The sequence below is a fragment of the Agrobacterium sp. a22-2 genome, from assembly GCF_012276985.1.
Lineage (GTDB): Bacteria > Pseudomonadota > Alphaproteobacteria > Rhizobiales > Rhizobiaceae > Allorhizobium.
Genome location: NZ_JAAXMM010000010.1, coordinates 102,218 through 122,024 on the forward strand (window position 1 = coordinate 102,218; position 19,807 = coordinate 122,024).

The window sequence follows — 19,807 nt, forward strand, 5'->3', positions numbered from 1 at the left end:
AATGGAACAATAGCAGAACAAAGCCGCGTTTGTCACCCGGAAAATGCAGCCCCTGCGGTGATCAATCGATGCTGTCGATATAGTGCCGCTCGTAGCGCAGGCCGAGGCCGGTCAGCATTTCGTAGCCGATCGTGCCGGCCGAGCGGGCGACCTCGTCGACGGGCAGATTGGCGCCGAAAAGCTCGACATAGTCGCCGGCCGAAACTGCGTTGGCGGGCAGGTCTGTCACGTCGAAGATGGTGAGGTCCATGGTGACGCGCCCGACGATCGGTACAAGGTGCCCGGCGATGAAGCCGTACGCGCCGGCAATGCCGGTGCCGCGCAGCGGCACGCCGGCGCCCGACAGGTTGCGCAGATAGCCGTCGGCATAACCGACCGAGGCAATGGCCAGCCGGCTGTCGCGCGTCAGAACATGCGTTGCGCCATAGCTGACGGTCTCGCCCGCCCTGGCCTCGCGCACCTGCAGGATCCGTGCTTCCGCCTTGACCACCGGCCGCATCGGATTGGCCACGCCATGGACCGCTTCCCCCCCATAGACGGCGATGCCGGGCCGGGTCAGGTCGAAATGGAAATCCGGCCCGAGAAAGGTTCCGGCAGACGCCGCAAGGCTGGATTCGATCCCCTCGAAGGCCTCGGCGACCTGGCGGAAGGCCTGAAGCTGCTGCGCATTCATCGGCGATGTCGGGTCGTCGCCACAGGCCAGATGGCTGAGCACCAGCACGGGAGAAAAACTGGCCGGCCGCGACACGTCGTCGGCCAAAGCCAGCGCATCGTCGATCAGCAGGCCGAGGCGGTTGAAGCCGGTATCGACATGCAGGGCGCAAGGGTGGTCGCCGCGCTCGGCAACCACTGACATCCAGAAGGCGAGTTGCTCTTCCGAGGCGATGACCGGCACCAGGTCGTGCTCGAAGAACAGGTGTTCGACGCCGGGCCAGAGGCCCGAGAGCACGAAGATGCGCGCTTCCGGCGCATAGCCGCGCAATGTGGCGCCTTCGGAAGGGACGGCGACGAAGAAATCGCGGGCGCCGGCCCGGTAGAGCGTCGCACCGGCATCCTCGATGCCGAGCCCATAGGCATCCGCCTTGACGACGGCCGCCGTGCGGGCCGAACCGGAGCGCCTGGCCATGTCGCGCCAATTGTCGGCCAGCGCCTGGAGATCGACCGTCAGCCGCAAGGGCGCGGCCAGGAATTCGTCGGTCAGGAAGTCGGGATCAACGTCAAATGTCATCGGATATCATTGCCAGAACAGGGAACACGGGCATCGGCACGGCCAATGGCAAAACCCTATCACTTTTGTTCAAGACTGGAATGCCCGGCCGGCGTATAATTCCGCAATGCACAACGTTTCGCAGGAACAGGCCACGAAGAGCATGCCGACCGTCCGCACCGAGCAGACGCGGTTTTGGCGCGACGGTCGATTCCGCGCCATGGAATGCATGACGGCGACCTTCATCACCCACGAATTCGCGCCGCATTCCCATGACACCTTCTCGATCGGCGCGATCGAGGCGGGGTGCCAGGTGGCGATGATCCGCGGCGAACGAGAGCATACCGGCCCCGGCGCGCTTTATCTGATCAATCCCGGCGAGACCCATGACGGCCAGCCGGGCGGCGACAGCGGCTATCGTTATCGCATGGTCTATCCGGACAAGGACCTGTTCGTGGAAATCCTCGAGGAGGCCACCGGCCGGTCTTTTGAAGGAACGCCGAGCTTTTCCCGGCAATTGTTGACCGACCCGCAACTGGCCCAGGCCTTCAATCAGGCCCATCGCCGGCTGGAGGATGGCTCGAGCGCACTTGAAGGCGAGGAGAGCATGTATTCCGTGCTCTCGGCCATGTTCGCGCGCCATGGCAGTGCGATCATCGCGTCGCAGGACTTTTGCGAGCCCAAGGCCGTGCGGCGCGCCCGCGACTATATCGAGGCGCATTTCGACCGGGAAATCAGCCTGGAGCGGTTGGCATGCCAGGCGGGCCTCAGCCGCGCCCATCTGATCCGCGCCTTCCGCAAACACTATTTCATCACGCCGCATGCCTATCAGACCGATCTGCGCGTCCGCCATGCCCGCCAATTGCTCAGCGCCGGTGCCGCACCTTCCGAGACGGCGCTGGCCTGCGGCTTTGCCGATCAGGCCCATCTGACGCGGCAGTTCAAGGCGCGTGTCGGGCTGACGCCCGGTCAGTATCGCCAGCGCTGATCACTTTCCTTCAAGACCCGGTCGGGCGACAGCACTACCCAGACAGTCCATCGACAAAGGACTGGAAGACCTGAATGACCACGGCCACGGCATCCGCCTCCTCACAGTTCCAGGCCGGCCTGCGGCGCATGTTGCCGCTGATCGTCGCGGTCCTGCCGGTCGGCCTCGTCTTCGGTGCCGTTGCGGCCACCAAGGGCCTGTCGCCGCTTGAAATCACCCTGATGAGTGCGCTGGTCTTTGCCGGCGGCTCGCAATTCGTCGCCATGGACATCTGGACCCATCCGGCCAGTTGGGTCGGCGTCGGCTTTGCCGCCCTGCTGGTCAACGTGCGCCATGTCCTGATGAGCGCGTCGATCGCCAGCAAGATGGACGGTTTCAGTGCCGTGCAGAAGGGCGCCGGCCTGCTGTTTCTCGCCGACGAGATCTGGGCCATGGCGGAATTCCGGGCCCGCGAGGCGGTGCTGACGCCAAGTTTTTATGCCGGCCTGGTCATCCCCTTCTACCTGGCCTGGGTCCTGTCGGGACTGGCCGGTGGACTGCTCGGCACCTTGATCGGCGACCCGGCGCTGATCGGCCTGGATTTCGCCTTTCCCGCCGTCTTCATCGTGCTGATCATGGGCTTCTGGAAAGGCCGGGAAACCGGCGTCGTTCTTGTCGCCAGTGCCGCCTGCGCTCTTACCGTCCATCATTTTGTTCCGGGCGTCTGGTACATTGCGGCCGGCGCGCTTGGCGGGCTTGCCGCCGCTGCGATTAGTGGTTCCAAGGAGGAAGGGCCATGACGTTTGATCTTGCCACGCTCGCCGCCATCCTTGCCATGGCCGGCGCCACCGCGCTGACGCGGCTGGGTGGACTGCTGGTGCTGCGCTTTGTCGCCCTTCAGCCGCGAACCCGCCGGGCGCTGGACGCCATTCCGCCGGCCGTGCTGGCCGCCGTGGTGACGCCGACCGCACTTTCGACGGGCCTCGCCGAAACGATCGCCTGTCTGGCGACCGCTCTGGCGGCGCTGCGATTGCCGATGTTGCCGGCGGCCGCCGTCGGTGTCTGCTGTGTCGCGTTGTTTCGCCAAGCAGGCCTCTGAGAGGCCCCTATTTGCTCAGTGCTCCTCGTAGGCCGTGAAGCTCGGATCGGCCAGATCGGCAAAGCGGGTGAACTCGGACTGGAAGGCGAGCTTGACCGTGCCGGTCGGCCCGTGGCGCTGCTTGGCGATGATCACGTCGGCGGTGCCCTTCACCTTGTCCATCAGCGCTTCCCATTCCGGATATTTCGGATCGGAGAGATCGCGCGGCTCGGCGTTCTTCACATAGTATTCCTCGCGGAACACGAACAGCACCACGTCGGCGTCCTGCTCGATCGAGCCGGATTCGCGAAGGTCGGAGAGCTGCGGGCGCTTGTCGTCGCGGCTTTCCACCTGACGCGACAGCTGCGACAGCGCGATGATCGGCACGTTCAGTTCCTTGCCGAGCGCCTTCAGGCCCGTGGTGATCTGGGTGATTTCCTGCACGCGGTTTTCGCCCGACTTGCCGGAACCAGTCATCAGCTGGATATAGTCGACGACGAGGCAATCGAGGCCGCGCTGGCGCTTCAGGCGACGGGCCCGCGCCGACAGCTGGGCGATCGAGATACCACCGGTCTGGTCGATGAACAGCGGCACTTTCTGCATCATCTGGCTGCAGGCCACCAGTTTTTCGAAATCGGCCTCGGTGATGTCGCCGCGGCGGATTTTCGACGAAGAGACTTCGGTCTGCTCGGAAATGATACGGGTGGCCAGCTGTTCGGACGACATTTCGAGCGAATAGAAGCCGACGACGCCGCCGTTCTTGGCCTTGAACGAGCCGTCCGGCTGCACCTCCGGCTCGTAGGATGCAGCGATGTTATAGGCGATATTCGTGGCAAGCGAGGTCTTGCCCATGCCGGGACGTCCGGCCAGTACGATCAAGTCGGAGCGCTGCAAGCCGCCCATCTTGCTGTCGAGCGACATGATGCCGGTCGAAATGCCGGAGAGATGGCCGTCGCGCTCGAAGGCAGCGCCCGCCATGTCGATCGCCAGCGCCACGGCATCGTTGAACGACTGGAAGCCGCCGTCATAGCGGCCGTTTTCGGCCAGTTCGAACAGGCGGCGTTCGGTATCTTCGATCTGCGTCTGCGGCGGCATGTCGAGTGGCGCGTCATAGGCGATGTTGACGACGTCCTCACCGATGGTGATCAGCGCGCGGCGCAGCGCCAGGTCGTAGATCGCCCGGCCGTAGTCCTCGGCATTGATGATCGAGACCGCTTCGGAAGCCAATCGCGCCAGATACTGGGCCACGGTCAGGTCGCCGACCTTGTCGTCGGCGGCAAGGAAGGTCTTGATCGTCACCGGATTGGCCGTCTTGCCCATGCGGATGATTTCCGACGCCACTTCGAAGATCTTGCGATGCAGCGGCTCGTAGAGATGAACGGGCTTCAGGAAGTCGGACACCCGGTAATAGGCGTCGTTATTGACCAGGATGGCGCCGAGCAGGGCCTGTTCCGCCTCGATATTGTTCGGGGCTTCGCGATAATGCGGCTCGGCCGGCTGGATGGGGGCGATCTTGCGCGCAGCGTCGTTCATCTGGTTCTATCCGTCATTCTTTTTTGGGCTTGAACCGCCACCATAGCCCAGACGATCGGCCATTGCGCGGTCCTTGCGTCGCTTCGTGGCATACCCACAGTGATTCACAGGCTGTCCCGGCCATAACGCAAAAATCGGGCATTTCTCAAGGAATTCGATTGACAGTGACAACTGGCGAATCGGCCTTTTCCATTATACCCCGCCACAAACGAAAACGCCCGGATTGCTCCGGGCGTTTCGTATTCCAGCCGTGTGGCGATAAGGCTTATTCGTCGTCGCCGTCGCGGTCGGCTTCCGGATCGAAGAAGTCTTCCGGACGCAGCGCGTCTTCGTCGATGCCGTAGATGGCGTCGGCCGAGGTCAGGCTTTCGCCCTTGGTCTGGCGTTCCGCTTCTTCAGCCGAACGGGCAACGTTCAGTTCCACCGAGATTTCGACTTCTGCATGCAGGTGCAGAACGACCTTGTGCAGGCCGATGGTCTTGATCGGGGTGTTGAGGTCGACCTGGTTGCGGCCGATGGTGAAGCCTTCGGCGCCGAGGATTTCGACGATGTCGCGGGCAGCAACGGAACCGTAGAGCTGGCCGGTTTCGCCGGCCGAACGCACGACGATGAAGGACTTGCCGTCCAGCACGTCGGCAACGGTCTGGGCTTCGCTCTTGCGCTCCAGGTTGCGGGCTTCCAGGGTGGAGCGCTCGGCCTCAAAACGGGCCTTGTTGGCGGCGTTGGCGCGCAGCGCCTTGCCGAGCGGCAGCAGGTAGTTACGGGCAAAGCCGTCGCGAACCTTGACGGTTTCGCCCATCTGGCCGAGCTTGGAGATGCGTTCGAGAAGAATGACGTTCATGATCTTGGATTCCTTTCTTGAGTCTTAGTCAGGTGTGTTGGTCTTGTCAGTCGTTTCGGCCTTGTGGGCCGGTGTCAGTGCCACGGCCCGGCGGGTGTCGATGAGCCCGAGAACCAGGATGAAGATGACCGGCAGCAGCATCAGCGCTGCCAGGTAGCAAAGGATCAGGACCGGCAGACGCCAGTCCTTGCCGCGGGTACGCAGATGCAGCGACGCGAAGCCGGCCAGCAGAAAACCGGCACCGAACGTGCCGCAGATCGTAGCACCCAGCATGGCCGGCACGCCGCCGACGAAGCAGGCGAGAATGCCGGCGAGAAAGACGAAGGGGGCATTACGGTTCATGCGCAGTGCCGAGGGAATATCCTCGCGCGGCCTGAGCGCATGGCCCGACATGTTGACGACGCGGGTCGCGATATAATAGGCGGCAAACAGCATCAGCACCCACATGCCGCCCTGCACGATCGGCAGGGTCAGCACCATCAGGCTCTTGATACGGTCGAGATCGGCCGGTGTCGGCGCAAGCGTCGGATCCTGGGTACTGAGCGAGGCGGCCAGAAGATCGACCATCTGGCCGGTGAGTTCCGGGCCGTAGCCAATCGTCACACCCAGTACGATCACCGAAACGCTGACCAGGCCGCACAGATGCAGCAGGATATCGGACAGCGGATACCAGGCGACCAGATGATCCGGCCCGCCGAGTTCGGAAGCCGGGCGCGCCAGATTGGCGAGATGGCTCAGCCAGCCGGCCGGTATCAGGGTGAAGATCGCCATGGCGAAGGCAAACATCGGCGACACCGCTAGGGTGCCGATCACCGCCGCGGTGACGATCGCCGCAATCGCTGCCAGGTTACCCCAGCGCAGGCCGACGATCAGAACGGGCAGGGCGGATGCCGCATAGAGAATGGACGAAAAAGACGGCTGCGCGCTCGCGCCGAGCACCAGAAGTGCGGCGGTAATGCCGGCAAGCATGCCGGTCAGCAGCAATTTTGTATCCAAAGATTTCACGGCGTCGCTGTCCTGCCAATCAAGCAGTTAGAGGATGTTCCGGGCATCTGCCCTTGGTGGAACCACTCCCCAACATGGGATTTTCCAAAAACTCCGATCCACGCCCAACGCGGAAGGAAGATCTGTCCCGTGGGCTTAGAAAGCCTGCGGGACAGGGAGTGTCAGAAGTTTAGGCCAGCACGTAGGGCAGCAGGCCGAGGAAGCGGGCGCGCTTGATGGCCTGGGCCAGTTCGCGCTGCTTCTTCTGGCTTACAGCCGTGATGCGGGACGGAACGATCTTGCCGCGCTCGGAAATGTAGCGCTGCAGAAGACGAACGTCCTTGTAGTCGATCTTCGGAGCGTTGGCGCCGGAGAAGGGGCAGGTCTTGCGACGACGGTGGAACGGACGACGTGCCTGGGAGGAAGATGCATCAGCCATGGTCAGTTCTCCTTACACGCGGTCTTCGCGCGGACGGCGCGGACGGTCTTCAAAGCCACCTTCGCGGGGTGCACGGTCCGGACGCGGACCACGGTCGCCGAAGCCACCTTCGCGGCGCGGGCCACGGTCGTCGCCATCGCGGCGCGGACGGTCGTCGCGGTCGCGCTTCTGCATCATGGCAGACGGGCCTTCTTCGTGGGCTTCCACGGCGATGGTCATGTAACGAAGAATGTCTTCGTTGATGCGCATCTGGCGTTCCATTTCGTGGATCGCTGCACCCGGAGCTTCGATGTCCATCAGGGCGTAGTGTGCCTTGCGGTTCTTCTTGATGCGATAGGTCAGGGACTTCAAGCCCCAGTTTTCTACGCGCCCGACCTTGCCGCCATTCGCTTCGATAACACCCTTGTACTGTTCGACGAGGGCATCAACCTGCTGTGCGGACATATCCTGCCGGGCAAGGAATACATGTTCGTAAAGAGCCATTGTAAGCTTTGCCTTTCTTGCGGTTGTCATCACCCGGACAAGGCGCTAAGCCTCAACGACTGCTCCTGAATGGGAAAACCCAAGGCAAGAAAAGCGTATGATCGAGACGGTCGAGAGCGGAGACACGGGAGGCCGGAAAACCCTGCGGTTCCTGCGGCTCCCTTACGAGAGCCGGCCCTCCGTTCAGCCACCAGCCATAAGACCGGGTGTTGTGAACAGCCGCGCTTATACGCATTTTTGACGGGATGGCAAGGGGCAGGGGTGTAATCCCTTGGGCAATCGGCGGATTGATGCCCGATCGGGCCTGACGTTATCGCCCTGCCACTCGCAATCAGCGGATCGACAGCGCGTAGGCGCCCTGATCCATGGTGAATTCATAGGCCGGCGTGTCGCCGTCAAGGGTGCCCTCGTCGAAATTGACGGTGATCTTGTCGTCCGACCCGTTGATCAGGATCGACAGGCTGTTGCCGGAGACGGCGATCGTCATGTCGTCGGGGCTGTAGCCCTCAGTGCCGGCAAAGCGGATCGACAGGGGACCATTGGTGTTGACCGTGTCCATGCCGTCGCCGCGGGCAAAGGCATATTCGGCCTCACCGCCGTCGGTCTGGTTACCAGTATTGTTGAAAGTCACCGTGTCATTGCCGGTGCCGCCGGCGGCAAAGATCCGGGATCCCTCGAGGTAGAGCGTGTCGTCGCCGTCGCCGCCATCGACGCCGAGAATGGCGTCAGCCGAGATCTTGATCGTGTCCTTTCCGTCGCCGCCGGAGATGTTCATGGCGAGCTTGCCGGACATCTGCACCGTGTCGTCGCCGGCACCCGCTGTAATGTCGGACACAAAACCCGAGGCGATGTTGAGCGTATCATTGCCGTCGCCGCTGTCGATGCCGGCCACCGCCGCCGTCTTCACGGTCAGCGTATCGTCGCCGGCCGCCGTCGAGACATTGTAGACGGCGCGGCCGGTCAGCGTCAGCGTATCGTCACCCTCGGTGCCGGTGGCGCCGGTGATGTAGCCGAGATTTTCCTCGACGCTGGCCGTATTTGCGTCACCACTGTCGCCAAGCGCCAGGATTTCGATGATGCGCGACAGGGCGCGCTCGGCAGCGCCATCGTTCCAGGAGCGTTCGTCGGAAGCGCCGGAGAGGGGGCGAAAGCCGTTCAGGCTGCCCGAATTGCCGGCGTTGTTCGTGGCAGTGTTTCCGGAAAACAGCTGCGTCGCATAGGAAACGGCATTGGCGCTGCGATAGAATGCGTTGATGGCGGCCATGAGACGCTGAGCTTTCCATGTGCCGGGGCAGGGCGCTGATCGCCACCCCTGGCTCTTGTCTCCGCCATCATACCGGAGATTGATTACCTCATGCTTAAACACGGGCCGCGGGTCAACGCGAGCGATAACCCGATCCTCGGTAAGCAAACAGTAAACGGAAGCGCGTCAAGATCACCCGGGGCAGAGGCTCCGGGCGATGGGTGTGTCAAGGATCAGATCGGCATCGGGTAGGTGCGATGGATCTTGGCGATCTCTTTCAGCATGTCGGGCGTCAGCGTGATGTCGGCGGCCGCGATGTCGGTTTTCAGCTGCGCCATGCTGGTGGCGCCGATGATCACCGAGGCCATGAACGGCCGGGTCAGGCAGAAGGCGATCGCCAGCGCCGAGGGATCGAAGCCATGCTTGGCGGCCATGTCGAGATAGGCCTTGGTGGCCGGTTCCTGCAGCGGCTGCAGCCGTCCGCCGATATCACTGTTGATCGAGCCGCGCGAACCGACCGGCCGGGCACCGCCCTGATATTTGCCGCTCAGGATGCCGCCGGCCAGCGGCGAATAGGCCAAAAGCCCGATAGTCTCGTGGTGCGACAGCTCGGCCATGTCGAGATCGTACGCGCGGTAGAGCAGGTTATATTCGTTCTGCACGGTGGCGACGCGCGGCAGGCCCTTCGCCTCGGCGATCGACAGGTATTTCTGCGTACCCCAGGCAGTCTCGTTGGAGAGCCCGATGGCGCGGATCTTGCCGGCCTTGACGCAGTCGCCAAGCGCTTCCAGCTTTTCGGTAATGTCGGCCAGCGCCTGGGCGCGGTCCTGCGTCGAGGGGTCGTAGTTCCAGACCTGGCGGAAATGATAATGGCCGCGGTTCGGCCAGTGGATCTGGTAGAGGTCGATATAATCGGTCTTGAGCCGCTGCAGGCTGGAATCGACCGCCTCGCGCACGGCGGCAGCGGTAATCGGCGCGCCGCCGCGAATATAGGGTCGGCCGGCACCGGCCACCTTTGTGGCAAGCACCACCTGGTCGCGCTTGCCTGATTTGGCAAACCAGTTGCCGATCATCCGCTCGGTATCGGCATAGGTCTCGGGCGACAAAGGCGTGGTCGGGTAGAGTTCGGCGGTGTCGAAGAAGTTGACGCCGTTGTCCAGCGCATAGTCCATCTGCTCGAAAGCCTCTGCCTCGCTGTTCTGCGAGCCCCATGTCATGGTGCCAAGGCAGATTTCCGACACGGAAATGTCGGTGCGGCCCAGTGTGTTGTATTTCATGTCGTGGTGACCCCGGTGCTTCTGGAATGCTCGAACGAGCTGAAAGGGAAGGCGTCAATGTAGAGCGATTTTGACGCACTGCAAGATGGAACGGCCAGGAACATTAGCCGTGGAGCAGCGGCAGCCATAACCGCGCCAGACTTGACTCCCACATAAAGAATGTGAATTGGAACAAGAAAAAGCGTTAGGAAGGATACCTCCATGAGTGTGGCGTTTACATTTCCGGGTCAGGGCAGCCAGGCCGTCGGTATGGGCAAGGACCTCGCGGATGCCTATCCGGAAGCCCGTGCCGTATTCGACGAAGTCGATGAGGCGCTTGGTCAGACGCTGTCCGACATCATGTGGAATGGCCCGGAAGAGACCCTGACGCTGACCGCCAATGCCCAGCCGGCGCTGATGACTGTCTCGATTGCTGCCATCCGCGTCATGCAGGCCCGCGGCCTCAATCTCTCCGCCAAGGTCTCCTATGTCGCCGGTCATTCGCTCGGCGAATATTCGGCGCTGTGTGCTGCCGGCATGTTTTCGCTCGCCGACACGGCCCGTCTTCTGCGCATTCGCGGCAATGCCATGCAGGCCGCAGTGCCGGTCGGTGCCGGCGCCATGGCCGCGATCATCGGGCTGGAACAGGCCGATGTTCAGGCCGTCTGTTCTGAGGCCGCTGCGATCGGCCCCTGCCAGATCGCCAATGACAATGGCGGCGGCCAGATCGTCATCTCCGGCGGCAGGGAGGCTGTCGAAAAGGCAGCCGCACTTGCCACCGAGCGCGGCGCCAAGCGCGCCATCATGCTGCCGGTCTCGGCCCCCTTCCATTCGGCGCTGATGGCGCCGGCCGCCGATGCCATGCGCGACGCGCTGGCCGATGTGGCGAAAAGCAATCCGGTCGTGCCAGTCATCGCCAATGTCCGTGCAGCCCCCGTCAGCGATGCCGACGAGATTGCCGCCCTGCTGGTCGAGCAGGTCACCGGCCAGGTGCGTTGGCGCGAAACGGTGGAATGGTTTGCCGCCAACGGCGTTTCGACGGTATATGAAGTGGGCGCTGGCAAGGTGCTGACTGGGCTCGCCCGGCGGATCGACAAGACGATCACGGGTGTCGCCGTCAACTCGCCGGCCGATATCGATGCAGCGCTTGCCGCCCTGCTGGGCTGATCCAAACCTCAAGATTTGAAAACAGGGAATGAGTTCATGTTCGATTTAACCGGCCGCAAGGCGCTCGTCACCGGGGCAACCGGCGGCATCGGCGAAGAGATCGCCCGCATGCTGCACGCTCGCGGTGCCACCGTCGGCCTGCATGGAACGCGGGTCGAGAAGCTGGAGGCGCTGGCCGCCGAACTCGGTGACCGCACGCAGATCTTCCCGGCCAATCTGGCCGATCGCGACGAGGTCAAGGCGCTGGGCGAAAAGGCCGAGGCCGATCTTCAGGGCGTCGATATCCTGGTCAACAATGCCGGCATCACCAAGGACGGCCTGTTCGTCCGCATGAGCGATGCCGACTGGGACGCGGTCCTCGAAGTCAATCTCACCGCGACCTTCAGGCTGACCCGCGAGCTGACCCATCCGATGATGCGCCGCCGCTATGGCCGCATCATCAACATCACCTCGATCGTCGGCGTCACCGGCAATCCGGGCCAGGCGAACTATTGCGCCTCCAAGGCCGGCATGATCGGCTTTTCCAAGTCGCTGGCCCAGGAGATCGCCACCCGCAACGTCACCGTCAATTGCGTGGCACCGGGTTTCATCGAAAGTGCGATGACCGGAAAGCTCAACGACAAGCAGAAGGAGGGCATTATGGGTGCCATCCCGATGAAGCGCATGGGCACCGGTGCTGAAGTCGCGTCGGCTGTTCTTTATCTCGCCTCCTCCGAGGCGGGCTACATGACCGGACAGACATTGCACGTCAACGGCGGCATGGCGATGATCTGATTTACCCGCCATCCGCCCCCGCAATTGAATGCGGAGCAAGGGGAGGGTGGCGATTTTCAGGCTTTCCGGCGGGCCTAAACCATGTTAATCGGGCCTTGACTGTGAACAGTCGTCCCGAAAATGACAGGCGACGGTTGTGCTTGTGCACACGACGTAACTATGTAGACCGGGTTGAACGGGATTGCCGGCGGAACCGATGACATGCGGATCGCCGGCTTAAGACAGGGTAGGGCGCCATCGAGGCACCCTTATATTGAAAAGGTCGAGGAAACCGACATGAGCGATATCGCAGAACGCGTAAAGAAAATTGTTATTGACCATCTCGGCGTTGACGCTGAAAAAGTCGTCGAAGGCGCCAGCTTTATCGACGATCTGGGTGCGGACTCGCTCGACACGGTCGAATTGGTCATGGCCTTCGAAGAAGAATTCGGCGTTGAAATTCCTGACGATGCTGCCGATTCCATTCTGACGGTTGGCGATGCCGTGAAGTTCATCGAAAAGGCCCAGCCCTGATCGCTTGAGCATATCGTGGAGCGGGCTCATCGCCCGCTCCGTCAAGGCCCGCTTAGGCGGTCCTTTTTTTGTATACTCAGCAGTTGCTGAATGAGTGGGGTGGGTTACGGGCGATGAGACGTGTCGTTATCACCGGTACCGGCATGGTATCTCCTCTGGGCTGTGGAACAGAGATTACGTGGTCAAGGCTCCTGGCCGGCCAGAGCGGCGCCCGCCGCGTCACCGAATTCGAGGTCGAAGACCTTCCTGCGAAGATTGCCTGCCGCATTCCCGTCGGCGACGGTTCCGATGGAACCTTCAATGCCGACGACTGGATGGAGCCGAAGGAACAGCGCAAGGTCGATCCCTTCATCATTTATGCAGTCGCCGCCGCCGAGATGGCACTGAAGGATGCCGACTGGCATCCGGCCACCGATGAGGACCAGATCGCCACCGGCGTGCTGATCGGCTCCGGCATCGGCGGCATCGAGGGCATTGTCGAAGCGGGCTACACGCTGCGCGACAAAGGTCCCCGCCGCATCTCGCCGTTTTTCATTCCCGGCCGCCTGATCAACCTTGCCTCCGGCCAGGTCTCGATCCGCCACAAGCTGCGCGGCCCTAACCATTCCGTCGTCACGGCCTGTTCGACCGGCGCCCATGCGATCGGTGACGCAAGCCGCCTGATCGCGCTCGGCGATGCCGACGTCATGGTGGCCGGCGGCACGGAATCGCCGATCAGCCGTATTTCGCTGGCCGGCTTTGCCGCCTGCAAGGCGCTGTCGACCCAGTATAACGACGATCCGCAGCGCGCCTCGCGGCCCTACGACCGCGACCGCGACGGTTTCGTCATGGGCGAAGGCTCCGGCATCGTCGTGCTGGAAGAACTGGAACATGCCCGCGCCCGCGGCGCCAAGATCTATGCCGAAGTGGTCGGCTACGGCCTCTCCGGCGACGCCTTCCACATCACCGCACCGTCGGAAGACGGCGATGGCGCTTTCCGTTGCATGACCATGGCGCTGAAGCGCGCCGGCCTGACACCGGCCGACATCGATTACATCAATGCCCATGGCACCTCGACCATGGCCGACACGATCGAACTGGGCGCCGTCGAGCGGCTGGTCGGCGATGCCGCGTCCCGGATTTCCATGTCGTCCACCAAGTCGGCGACCGGCCATCTGCTGGGCGCCGCCGGTGCGATCGAGGCGATTTTCTCTGTGCTGGCCATCCGCGACGGCAAGGTGCCGCCGACGCTGAACCTCGACAATCCCGATGTCGAGACGGCGATCGATCTCGTGCCGCACAAGGCCCGGGAACGGGATGTTCGCGTTGCCCTGTCCAATTCCTTCGGGTTTGGCGGGACGAATGCGTCGCTGGTGCTTCGTCGCCTCGAGGATTGAAGCCAGACCCGGCGCAATCCCGTCGTGGCGAACGGACGACCATCCAGACGGATGGTCCCCTGAACCTGCTTTTGCCGCAATGCTTGGCCAAACAGCGGCATTATCGAAACGAAGAGGATTGCCCGTGAGCGACAACCATCAGAACGAAGGGGCCCCGTTCGGCCGCGATGGCGACAGCGCGGCCAAGGGTCCCATCATTCCCAAGTCGCCAAGTGAAGCCCTGCGTCCCGAGCGCGTGCCGCAGCCGCCCAAGCGCTCGCGGCGTGCCCGCAGCCAGCTGGTCATTTTCCTGAATTTCATCATGACCCTGACGGTCGCGGTCTGCATCATTGCCGTTGCCGCCTTCTACTATGTGATGTCGGTCTACCAGAACCCCGGGCCGCTGGCCAACAACGCCAATTTCGTGGTGCGCGCCGGTGCCGGCCTGGCCGAGATCTCCACCAGCCTGGAGCGCAACGGCGTGGTCTCCGACGCGCGCGTCTTCCGCTATGTCACGGCCACCTATCTCGACGACGGCGACACGCTGAAGGCCGGCGAATACGAAATCAAGGCTGGCGCCTCAATGAAGGACGTCATGGACCTGCTGAAATCGGGCAAGTCGATCCTCTATGCGGTCTCCTTCCCTGAAGGCCTGACGGTGTCGCAGATGTTCAAGCGGCTGGCCGACGATCCTGTGCTCGAGGGCGACATGCCGCCCGACCTGCCGAAGGAAGGCATGCTGCGTCCCGATACCTACAAATTCTCCCGCGGCACCAAGCGCGTCGAAATCATCAACCAGATGGTTGCCGCCCAGGAGCAGCTTGTGGAACAGATCTGGGAAAAGCGCGACGCCGACCTGCCGATCAAGACCCGCGACGAATTCCTCACACTTGCGTCGATCGTCGAGAAGGAAACCGGCAAGGACGACGAGCGCGCCCACGTCGCCTCGGTCTTCATCAACCGGCTGGCCAAGGGCATGCGGCTGCAGTCCGACCCGACCATCGTCTACGGCCTGTTCGGCGGCGAGGGCAAGCCGGCGGATCGGCCGATCTACCAGTCGGACCTGCAGAAGGAAACGCCCTACAACACCTATGTGATCAAGGGCCTGCCGCCGGGGCCGATTTCCAATCCCGGCCGCGCTGCCCTGGAAGCGGTCGCCAATCCCTGGCGCACCAAGGATCTCTATTTCGTGGCCGATGGCTCCGGCGGCCATGCCTTCGCAGCCACGCTCGACGAGCACAATGCCAACGTCAAGCGCTGGCGCAAGGTGGAGGCCGAACAGGCTGCCGCCAAGGGCGCTGCCGCCGACGGAAAGCCGGCCACCGATCCCGCTGTCGCGGACTGAGCCGCCACAGGAAACTGCAACGATCGAACCGTCGGAGACCAAGGCATGGCACTGCAATCGATGACCGGCTTTGCCCGCAGCGAGGGCACTGTCGGGCGCCATCGCTGGTCCTGGGAGTTCCGCTCTGTCAACGGCAAGGGGCTGGACCTGCGTCTGCGCCTGCCGCCTGGCCTCGAACTGCTTGAAACGGAGTGCCGGCGCTTGGCCGGGGCAGCATTCTCGCGCGGCAATCTGCAGATCCAGCTGACCGTCTCGGTCAGCGAAAACCGCATCGAGGCCGTGCTCAACGAAGATGCGCTGGCTGCCGTGCTTGGCCTCAGATCGCGGCTTGGAGCGGAGATCGTCGATCCCGCACCGATGCGCCTTGATGCGCTTCTGTCGATCCGCGGCCTTGTCGATTTTCGCGAGGCGGAGGATGATTCCGACGCAATCGCTGCTCGCGATGCGGCCATCGTCGAGGGCTTTGCCGCAGCCATTGCCGGCCTGCGGAGCATGCGCGAAAGCGAAGGCGAGGCGCTGGGCGACGTTCTGTCGGCGCAGATCAACCGGATCGAGGAATTGACCCTGCAGGTCGAGAACGATCCGTCGCGCACGACGGAGGAGATCGCCCGCAAGCTCGAAGGCCAGATGGCGGCCTTGATGGAGGCCGCCCCCTCGCTCGACCGCGAACGGCTTTATGCCGAGGCCGCCCTGATTGCCACCAAGGCCGATCTTCGCGAAGAACTCGACCGGCTGAAGGCCCATGTCGCTGCTGCCCGCTCTTTGCTCGCCGCCGGCGGCCCGATTGGCCGCAAGCTCGACTTTATGGCACAGGAATTCAATCGCGAATCGAATACTATCTGTTCCAAATCCAATGCCGTCGCCGTGACCGCCGCTGGCATCGAGTTGAAGGTCGTCATCGACCAGTTTCGTGAACAGGTCCAGAATCTGGAGTAGCCTTATGAATCCGGCGGTATCGTCAGTTATCAAGATAGAACGGCGCGGCCTGATGCTGGTGATTTCGTCACCGTCGGGTGCCGGGAAATCGACCATTGCCCGCACCCTGCTCGACAGCGACAAGCAGATCAGCCTGTCGGTCAGCGTCACCACCCGGCAGCGCCGCCAAAGCGAGATCGAGGGCATTCACTACCACTTCGTCTCGCAGCGCGAATTCGAGCGGCTGCGCGATTCCGATTCATTGCTGGAATGGGCGCAGGTGCACGGCAATTACTATGGTACGCCGCGCGAGGCCGTCGAAACCGCCATGTCGGAAGGCCGCGACATGCTGTTCGATATCGATTGGCAAGGCGCCCAGCAGCTGCAGGACAAGATGTCGGCCGATGTCGTGTCGATCTTCATTCTGCCGCCGACCATGACCGAGCTGCAGTCGCGCCTGCATCGCCGCGCCGAGGATACCGAAGAGGTGATCCAGACACGGCTGGCCAATTCGCGCTCCGAAATCGAGCACTGGCGCGAATACGACTATGTCATCGTCAATGACGACCTCGACACGGCCTTCAACGCCGTCCAGTCGATCGTCCGCGCCGAACGCCTGCGCCGCGACCGCCGCCACGGTCTGTTCAATTTTGTCAGTGAGTTGTTGACGGAAACGCCGGTCCGCTAACAGGCAAGGCGAAAAGCCCGCATCATTGCCGGGCGCATGATCATGCGCCCACGCCTGCAATCGTCCAGTTTTAGAGATTATTCGCCAGTGTCACGAATTCTTCGACGCTGAGCGTTTCGGCGCGGCGCTGCGGGTCGATGCCGGCGCGCGCCAGCAGCGCTTCGCCGCCGACCGGCTTGAGGCTCTGGCGCAGCATCTTGCGGCGCTGGCCGAAGGCGGCCTGGGTGACCTTCTCCAGCCTGGCGACGTCGCAGGGCAGGGGCTGAAGGCGAGGCTCGAACTGCACCACCGTGGAGGTGACTTTCGGCGGCGGCGAAAAGGCCTGCGGCGGCAGGTCGAAGGCCATATAGGCCTGCGTGCGCCAGCCACACAGCACGCCGAGCCGGCCATAATGGTCGTCTTCTTCCGTCGAGACGATTCTAAGGCCGACTTCCCGCTGGAACATCAGCGTCATCGACTGCCAGAACGGCGGCCAGCTCTTCGGCAGCAGCCAGTTGACCAGCAATTGCGTGCCGACGTTATAAGGCAGATTGGCGATGATCCTGACCGGCGTTCCGGGGGCCGCCAGCGTCTCGAAATCGATCTTCAGCGCATCGCCTTCGATCACCTCGAGCCGGCCGGGATAGTGTTCGCCGATCTCGGCCAGGGCCGGCAGGCAGCGGGCATCCCGCTCGATGACAACAAGCTTCTCGGCACCGAGCGCCAGAATGGCCCGCGTCAGTCCGCCGGGTCCGGGGCCGACCTCGATGACGGTCATGCCTTCCAGCGGGCCGGCCGTGCGGGCGATCTTCTGGGTGATGTTGAGGTCGAGCAGAAAATTCTGGCCCAATGCCTTGCGGGCATCGAGCCCGTGGCGCTGGATCACGTCGCGCAGCGGCGGCAGTCCGTCAAGGGTTGCCATCAACGACCGGCGTCCCGGCTGATCTTGTCGGCGAGCTTGATGGCGGCGACGAGGCTGTTTTCGCGGGCGATGCCTTTGCCGGCGATGCCGAAGGCGGTGCCATGGTCGGGCGAGGTGCGCACGAAGGGCAGGCCGAGCGTCACATTGACGGATTCGTCGAAATCGAGCGCCTTGACGGGGATCAGCGCCTGGTCGTGATACATGCAGATCGCCACGTCGTAGCGGCGGCGCGCATCCTCATGGAACATCGTGTCGGCCGGCAAGGGTCCGAAGGCATCGATGCCCTCGTCGCGCAGCCGCATGATGGCCTCGTGAATGATATCCTCGTCCTCGTGGCCAAGCGCCCCGCCTTCGCCGGCATGAGGGTTGAGCCCGGCAACCGCCAGACGCGGCGCGGCGATGCCGAAACGGCTCTTCAGATCGTGTGCGGTAATCCGGCATGTCTCGACGATCAGGTCTTCGGTCAGCGTCGAGGGCACGTCCTTGAGCGGAATATGGATGGTGACAGGCACGGCGCGCAGTTTCGGGCCGACCAGCATCATCACCGGCCTGACAGGTACGCCGGTCGCCTTGCCGGCCAGATCGGCCAGAAATTCCGTATGGCCGGGGAAACCGAAGCCCGCCTCGTAAAGGACGGATTTGGCAATCGGATTGGTGACGATGCCGCGCACCTTGCCGCTCATGCACAGCGAGACGGCGGTCTCGATAGCCGCGATCGTGCCGCGTGCCGTGGAGACATGCGGTTCGCCGGCAATCACATCGACGCCGGTCGAGATGGAGATGACCGGCAGGGCCTGCGGGAAGCAGGTCACGGCCTCGTCGGCTGTGACTTCGCGCAGTGGCACGTCGAGCTCCAGCAGCCGTGCCCTGACCGCCAGATTGGCGAGATCGCCGATGAAGACGAAAGGCGGCAGGGCGTGACGGTCGCGGTCGATCCATGCCGCAAGCGCGATATCCGGTCCTATGCCCGCAGGGTCGCCCTGGCTGAGGGCTAGCGGGGCGAGATCATGTGCGGGCATGGATGAATCCGGTTGTCAGCGATAGACGATCTGCGCCTTGGAGCGCAGTTCATCGAGAAATTTCTTGGAATTCGGGTCGTCCTGATTTTCTGCCTTGCCGACATCCTCGGCCCGGAACACCACCTCGGCAGCCACGTCGTCGGAGACTTCGCGCTGGTTGCAGATCGCCAGGTATTCGACGCCCTTTTCCGTGACGCGTGTCCCCGTCGTGCCGCCGCTCGCCTTTTCGATCAGCGGCTTCCACTCCGGCGGCAGTTCCGGCGCCATCACGCGGCCGAGATTGCGGATCGATACGTCGAGGTAGTTCTTGGCAAATTCCATGGCGCCGTCGCAGCCGGGAAACTTCGAACGGGACGCCTCGGCTTCCGATTTGCGCTTGCCGGTGATGGCGTTGCGTTTGGATTCCGGGACGACGAAGATGACCTGCTTGAGGAAATACTCCGTCGTCACCGGCTTCTGCTTGTTTTCCAGCAGGCGGGTCACGATGTCCTGGTTTGACAGCTTGGACTTGGCGCCGTAACGCGCATTGACCAGCCGCGGCCAGCTCATCTGCACGGCGAGATACGCCTTGAAGTGTTCGGCGCCGACGCCCGACTGGTTCAGAATGCTGGTCATCTGCGCGGCCGACAGCTTGTTGGAAGCGGCAAACCGCTCGAACGCCTTGTCGACATCGGCCGTGCTGACCGACATGCCGAGACGGGCGATTTCCTGACGCTTCAGGACTTCATCGACCATTTCTTCCTTGGCAAGCTTGCCGATATCGCCCTTCTGGCGGCGCAGCCGCATGAAGGCCGCGCGCTTGGCAATGTCACCGCTGGTGATTGCCGTCTTGTTGACCACAGCCTTGATTTCGCTGGCCGCAAAGACCGGGGCAGCACCTGGTTCGATGAATGCGAACAAGGCCAGCATGGCCGTGCCGAGCGCCAGTGTTCGTATCGCTTTCCTGCCCATGATCATCCCAAACCTTCCCCCTGCGCCGAAACGATCGCTGCCGCAGGTACGTCCCTTGTGTCTGTCTCAGTATAATAGGCGGCAGGGATTGCACAATCCTTGCGGCAAAACAATGACATCGGCGCCGCATTTCAAGTGATTTCGGCCG

At 62.9% G+C, this 19,807-nt stretch carries 21 protein-coding genes; 10 read left to right on the top strand and 11 right to left on the bottom strand.

The annotated features are described in order from the left end of the window. Positions 1 to 61: 61 nt before the first annotated feature. Positions 62 to 1,228: an alanine racemase gene (gene alr, locus HFC70_RS16675; RefSeq protein WP_168474403.1), complete on the bottom strand. Its 1,167-nt coding sequence runs from the start codon at positions 1,226 to 1,228 to the stop codon at positions 62 to 64. 106 nt (positions 1,229 to 1,334) lie between these two features. On the opposite strand from alr, the gene HFC70_RS16680 reads away from it, so the two are divergent. The 3 genes from HFC70_RS16680 (at position 1,335) to HFC70_RS16690 (ending at position 3,273) form a co-directional block, all read left to right on the top strand. Further along, entirely contained in the window at positions 1,335 to 2,195 is an 861-nt protein-coding gene (locus HFC70_RS16680) for an AraC family transcriptional regulator (RefSeq protein WP_168474404.1), read from the top strand. Positions 2,196 to 2,269: 74 nt separating this feature from the next. Next, the gene (locus HFC70_RS16685; RefSeq protein ID WP_168474405.1) at positions 2,270 to 2,974 is read left to right on the top strand and encodes an AzlC family ABC transporter permease; all 705 of its coding nucleotides are present in this window, start codon (positions 2,270 to 2,272) and stop codon (positions 2,972 to 2,974) included. After that, positions 2,971 to 3,273, top strand: coding sequence for an AzlD family protein (locus tag HFC70_RS16690; protein WP_168474406.1), 303 nt, complete (start codon positions 2,971 to 2,973; stop codon positions 3,271 to 3,273). The genes HFC70_RS16685 and HFC70_RS16690 overlap by 4 nt, the downstream gene beginning before the upstream one ends. 15 nt (positions 3,274 to 3,288) lie before the next feature. On the opposite strand, the gene HFC70_RS16695 is transcribed toward HFC70_RS16690, so the two are convergent. The 7 genes from HFC70_RS16695 to HFC70_RS16725 all read right to left on the bottom strand — a co-directional run bounded on the left by HFC70_RS16695 (position 3,289) and on the right by HFC70_RS16725 (position 10,052). Then, entirely contained in the window at positions 3,289 to 4,785 is a 1,497-nt protein-coding gene (locus HFC70_RS16695; RefSeq protein WP_168474407.1) for a replicative DNA helicase, read from the bottom strand. 265 nt (positions 4,786 to 5,050) lie between these two features. Then, positions 5,051 to 5,626 carry a 50S ribosomal protein L9 gene (gene rplI / locus HFC70_RS16700; protein ID WP_168474408.1) on the bottom strand — a complete coding sequence of 192 codons (576 nt, stop codon included), beginning with the start codon at positions 5,624 to 5,626 and terminating at the stop codon, positions 5,051 to 5,053. Between the two features lie 24 nt (positions 5,627 to 5,650). Further along, on the bottom strand, positions 5,651 to 6,631 hold the full coding sequence (locus HFC70_RS16705; protein ID WP_168474409.1) for a DUF2232 domain-containing protein: 981 nt from the start codon (positions 6,629 to 6,631) through the stop codon (positions 5,651 to 5,653). Between the two features lie 169 nt (positions 6,632 to 6,800). Next, positions 6,801 to 7,049, bottom strand: a complete 249-nt coding sequence (gene rpsR, locus HFC70_RS16710; RefSeq protein ID WP_168474410.1) for a 30S ribosomal protein S18 — start codon at positions 7,047 to 7,049, stop codon at positions 6,801 to 6,803. A 12-nt stretch (positions 7,050 to 7,061) separates the two neighbouring features. Beyond that, positions 7,062 to 7,532 carry a 30S ribosomal protein S6 gene (gene rpsF / locus HFC70_RS16715; RefSeq protein WP_168474411.1) on the bottom strand — a complete coding sequence of 157 codons (471 nt, stop codon included), beginning with the start codon at positions 7,530 to 7,532 and terminating at the stop codon, positions 7,062 to 7,064. Positions 7,533 to 7,863: 331 nt separating this feature from the next. Beyond that, positions 7,864 to 8,796, bottom strand: coding sequence for an RTX toxin (locus HFC70_RS16720; RefSeq protein ID WP_168474412.1), 933 nt, complete (start codon positions 8,794 to 8,796; stop codon positions 7,864 to 7,866). Between the two features lie 212 nt (positions 8,797 to 9,008). Further along, positions 9,009 to 10,052: an aldo/keto reductase gene (locus tag HFC70_RS16725; RefSeq protein WP_168474413.1), complete on the bottom strand. Its 1,044-nt coding sequence runs from the start codon at positions 10,050 to 10,052 to the stop codon at positions 9,009 to 9,011. A gap of 201 nt (positions 10,053 to 10,253) precedes the next feature. On the opposite strand from HFC70_RS16725, the gene fabD reads away from it, so the two are divergent. From fabD to gmk, 7 genes are all read left to right on the top strand, one after another. Next, positions 10,254 to 11,198 carry an ACP S-malonyltransferase gene (gene fabD / locus HFC70_RS16730; protein WP_168474414.1) on the top strand — a complete coding sequence of 315 codons (945 nt, stop codon included), beginning with the start codon at positions 10,254 to 10,256 and terminating at the stop codon, positions 11,196 to 11,198. A gap of 36 nt (positions 11,199 to 11,234) precedes the next feature. Continuing rightward, on the top strand, positions 11,235 to 11,972 hold the full coding sequence (fabG, locus tag HFC70_RS16735) for a 3-oxoacyl-[acyl-carrier-protein] reductase (RefSeq protein ID WP_168474415.1): 738 nt from the start codon (positions 11,235 to 11,237) through the stop codon (positions 11,970 to 11,972). 276 nt (positions 11,973 to 12,248) lie between these two features. After that, the gene (locus HFC70_RS16740; protein ID WP_112649669.1) at positions 12,249 to 12,485 is read left to right on the top strand and encodes an acyl carrier protein; all 237 of its coding nucleotides are present in this window, start codon (positions 12,249 to 12,251) and stop codon (positions 12,483 to 12,485) included. 113 nt (positions 12,486 to 12,598) lie between these two features. Then, a complete protein-coding gene (gene fabF / locus HFC70_RS16745; protein WP_168474416.1) occupies positions 12,599 to 13,861 on the top strand; it encodes a beta-ketoacyl-ACP synthase II in 1,263 nt (420 codons plus the stop codon). 124 nt (positions 13,862 to 13,985) lie between these two features. Then, on the top strand, positions 13,986 to 15,185 hold the full coding sequence (mltG, locus tag HFC70_RS16750) for an endolytic transglycosylase MltG (RefSeq protein WP_368669687.1): 1,200 nt from the start codon (positions 13,986 to 13,988) through the stop codon (positions 15,183 to 15,185). Positions 15,186 to 15,230: 45 nt separating this feature from the next. Beyond that, the gene (locus HFC70_RS16755) at positions 15,231 to 16,121 is read left to right on the top strand and encodes a YicC/YloC family endoribonuclease (protein WP_168474418.1); all 891 of its coding nucleotides are present in this window, start codon (positions 15,231 to 15,233) and stop codon (positions 16,119 to 16,121) included. 4 nt (positions 16,122 to 16,125) lie between these two features. Beyond that, the gene (gmk, locus tag HFC70_RS16760) at positions 16,126 to 16,788 is read left to right on the top strand and encodes a guanylate kinase (RefSeq protein WP_168474419.1); all 663 of its coding nucleotides are present in this window, start codon (positions 16,126 to 16,128) and stop codon (positions 16,786 to 16,788) included. Positions 16,789 to 16,858: 70 nt separating this feature from the next. Here the strand turns inward: gmk and rsmA are convergent, their stop codons facing one another. The 3 genes from rsmA to HFC70_RS16775 are packed head-to-tail and all read right to left on the bottom strand — an operon-like array spanning position 16,859 to position 19,665. After that, positions 16,859 to 17,689, bottom strand: coding sequence for a 16S rRNA (adenine(1518)-N(6)/adenine(1519)-N(6))-dimethyltransferase RsmA (gene rsmA / locus HFC70_RS16765; protein WP_168474420.1), 831 nt, complete (start codon positions 17,687 to 17,689; stop codon positions 16,859 to 16,861). Next, complete coding sequence (gene pdxA, locus HFC70_RS16770) at positions 17,689 to 18,708, bottom strand: 4-hydroxythreonine-4-phosphate dehydrogenase PdxA (protein ID WP_168474421.1); 1,020 nt, start codon at positions 18,706 to 18,708, stop codon at positions 17,689 to 17,691. Before pdxA ends, rsmA begins: the two co-directional genes overlap by 1 nt. A gap of 15 nt (positions 18,709 to 18,723) precedes the next feature. Then, entirely contained in the window at positions 18,724 to 19,665 is a 942-nt protein-coding gene (locus tag HFC70_RS16775; protein WP_168474422.1) for a SurA N-terminal domain-containing protein, read from the bottom strand. Positions 19,666 to 19,807: the final 142 nt, after the last annotated feature.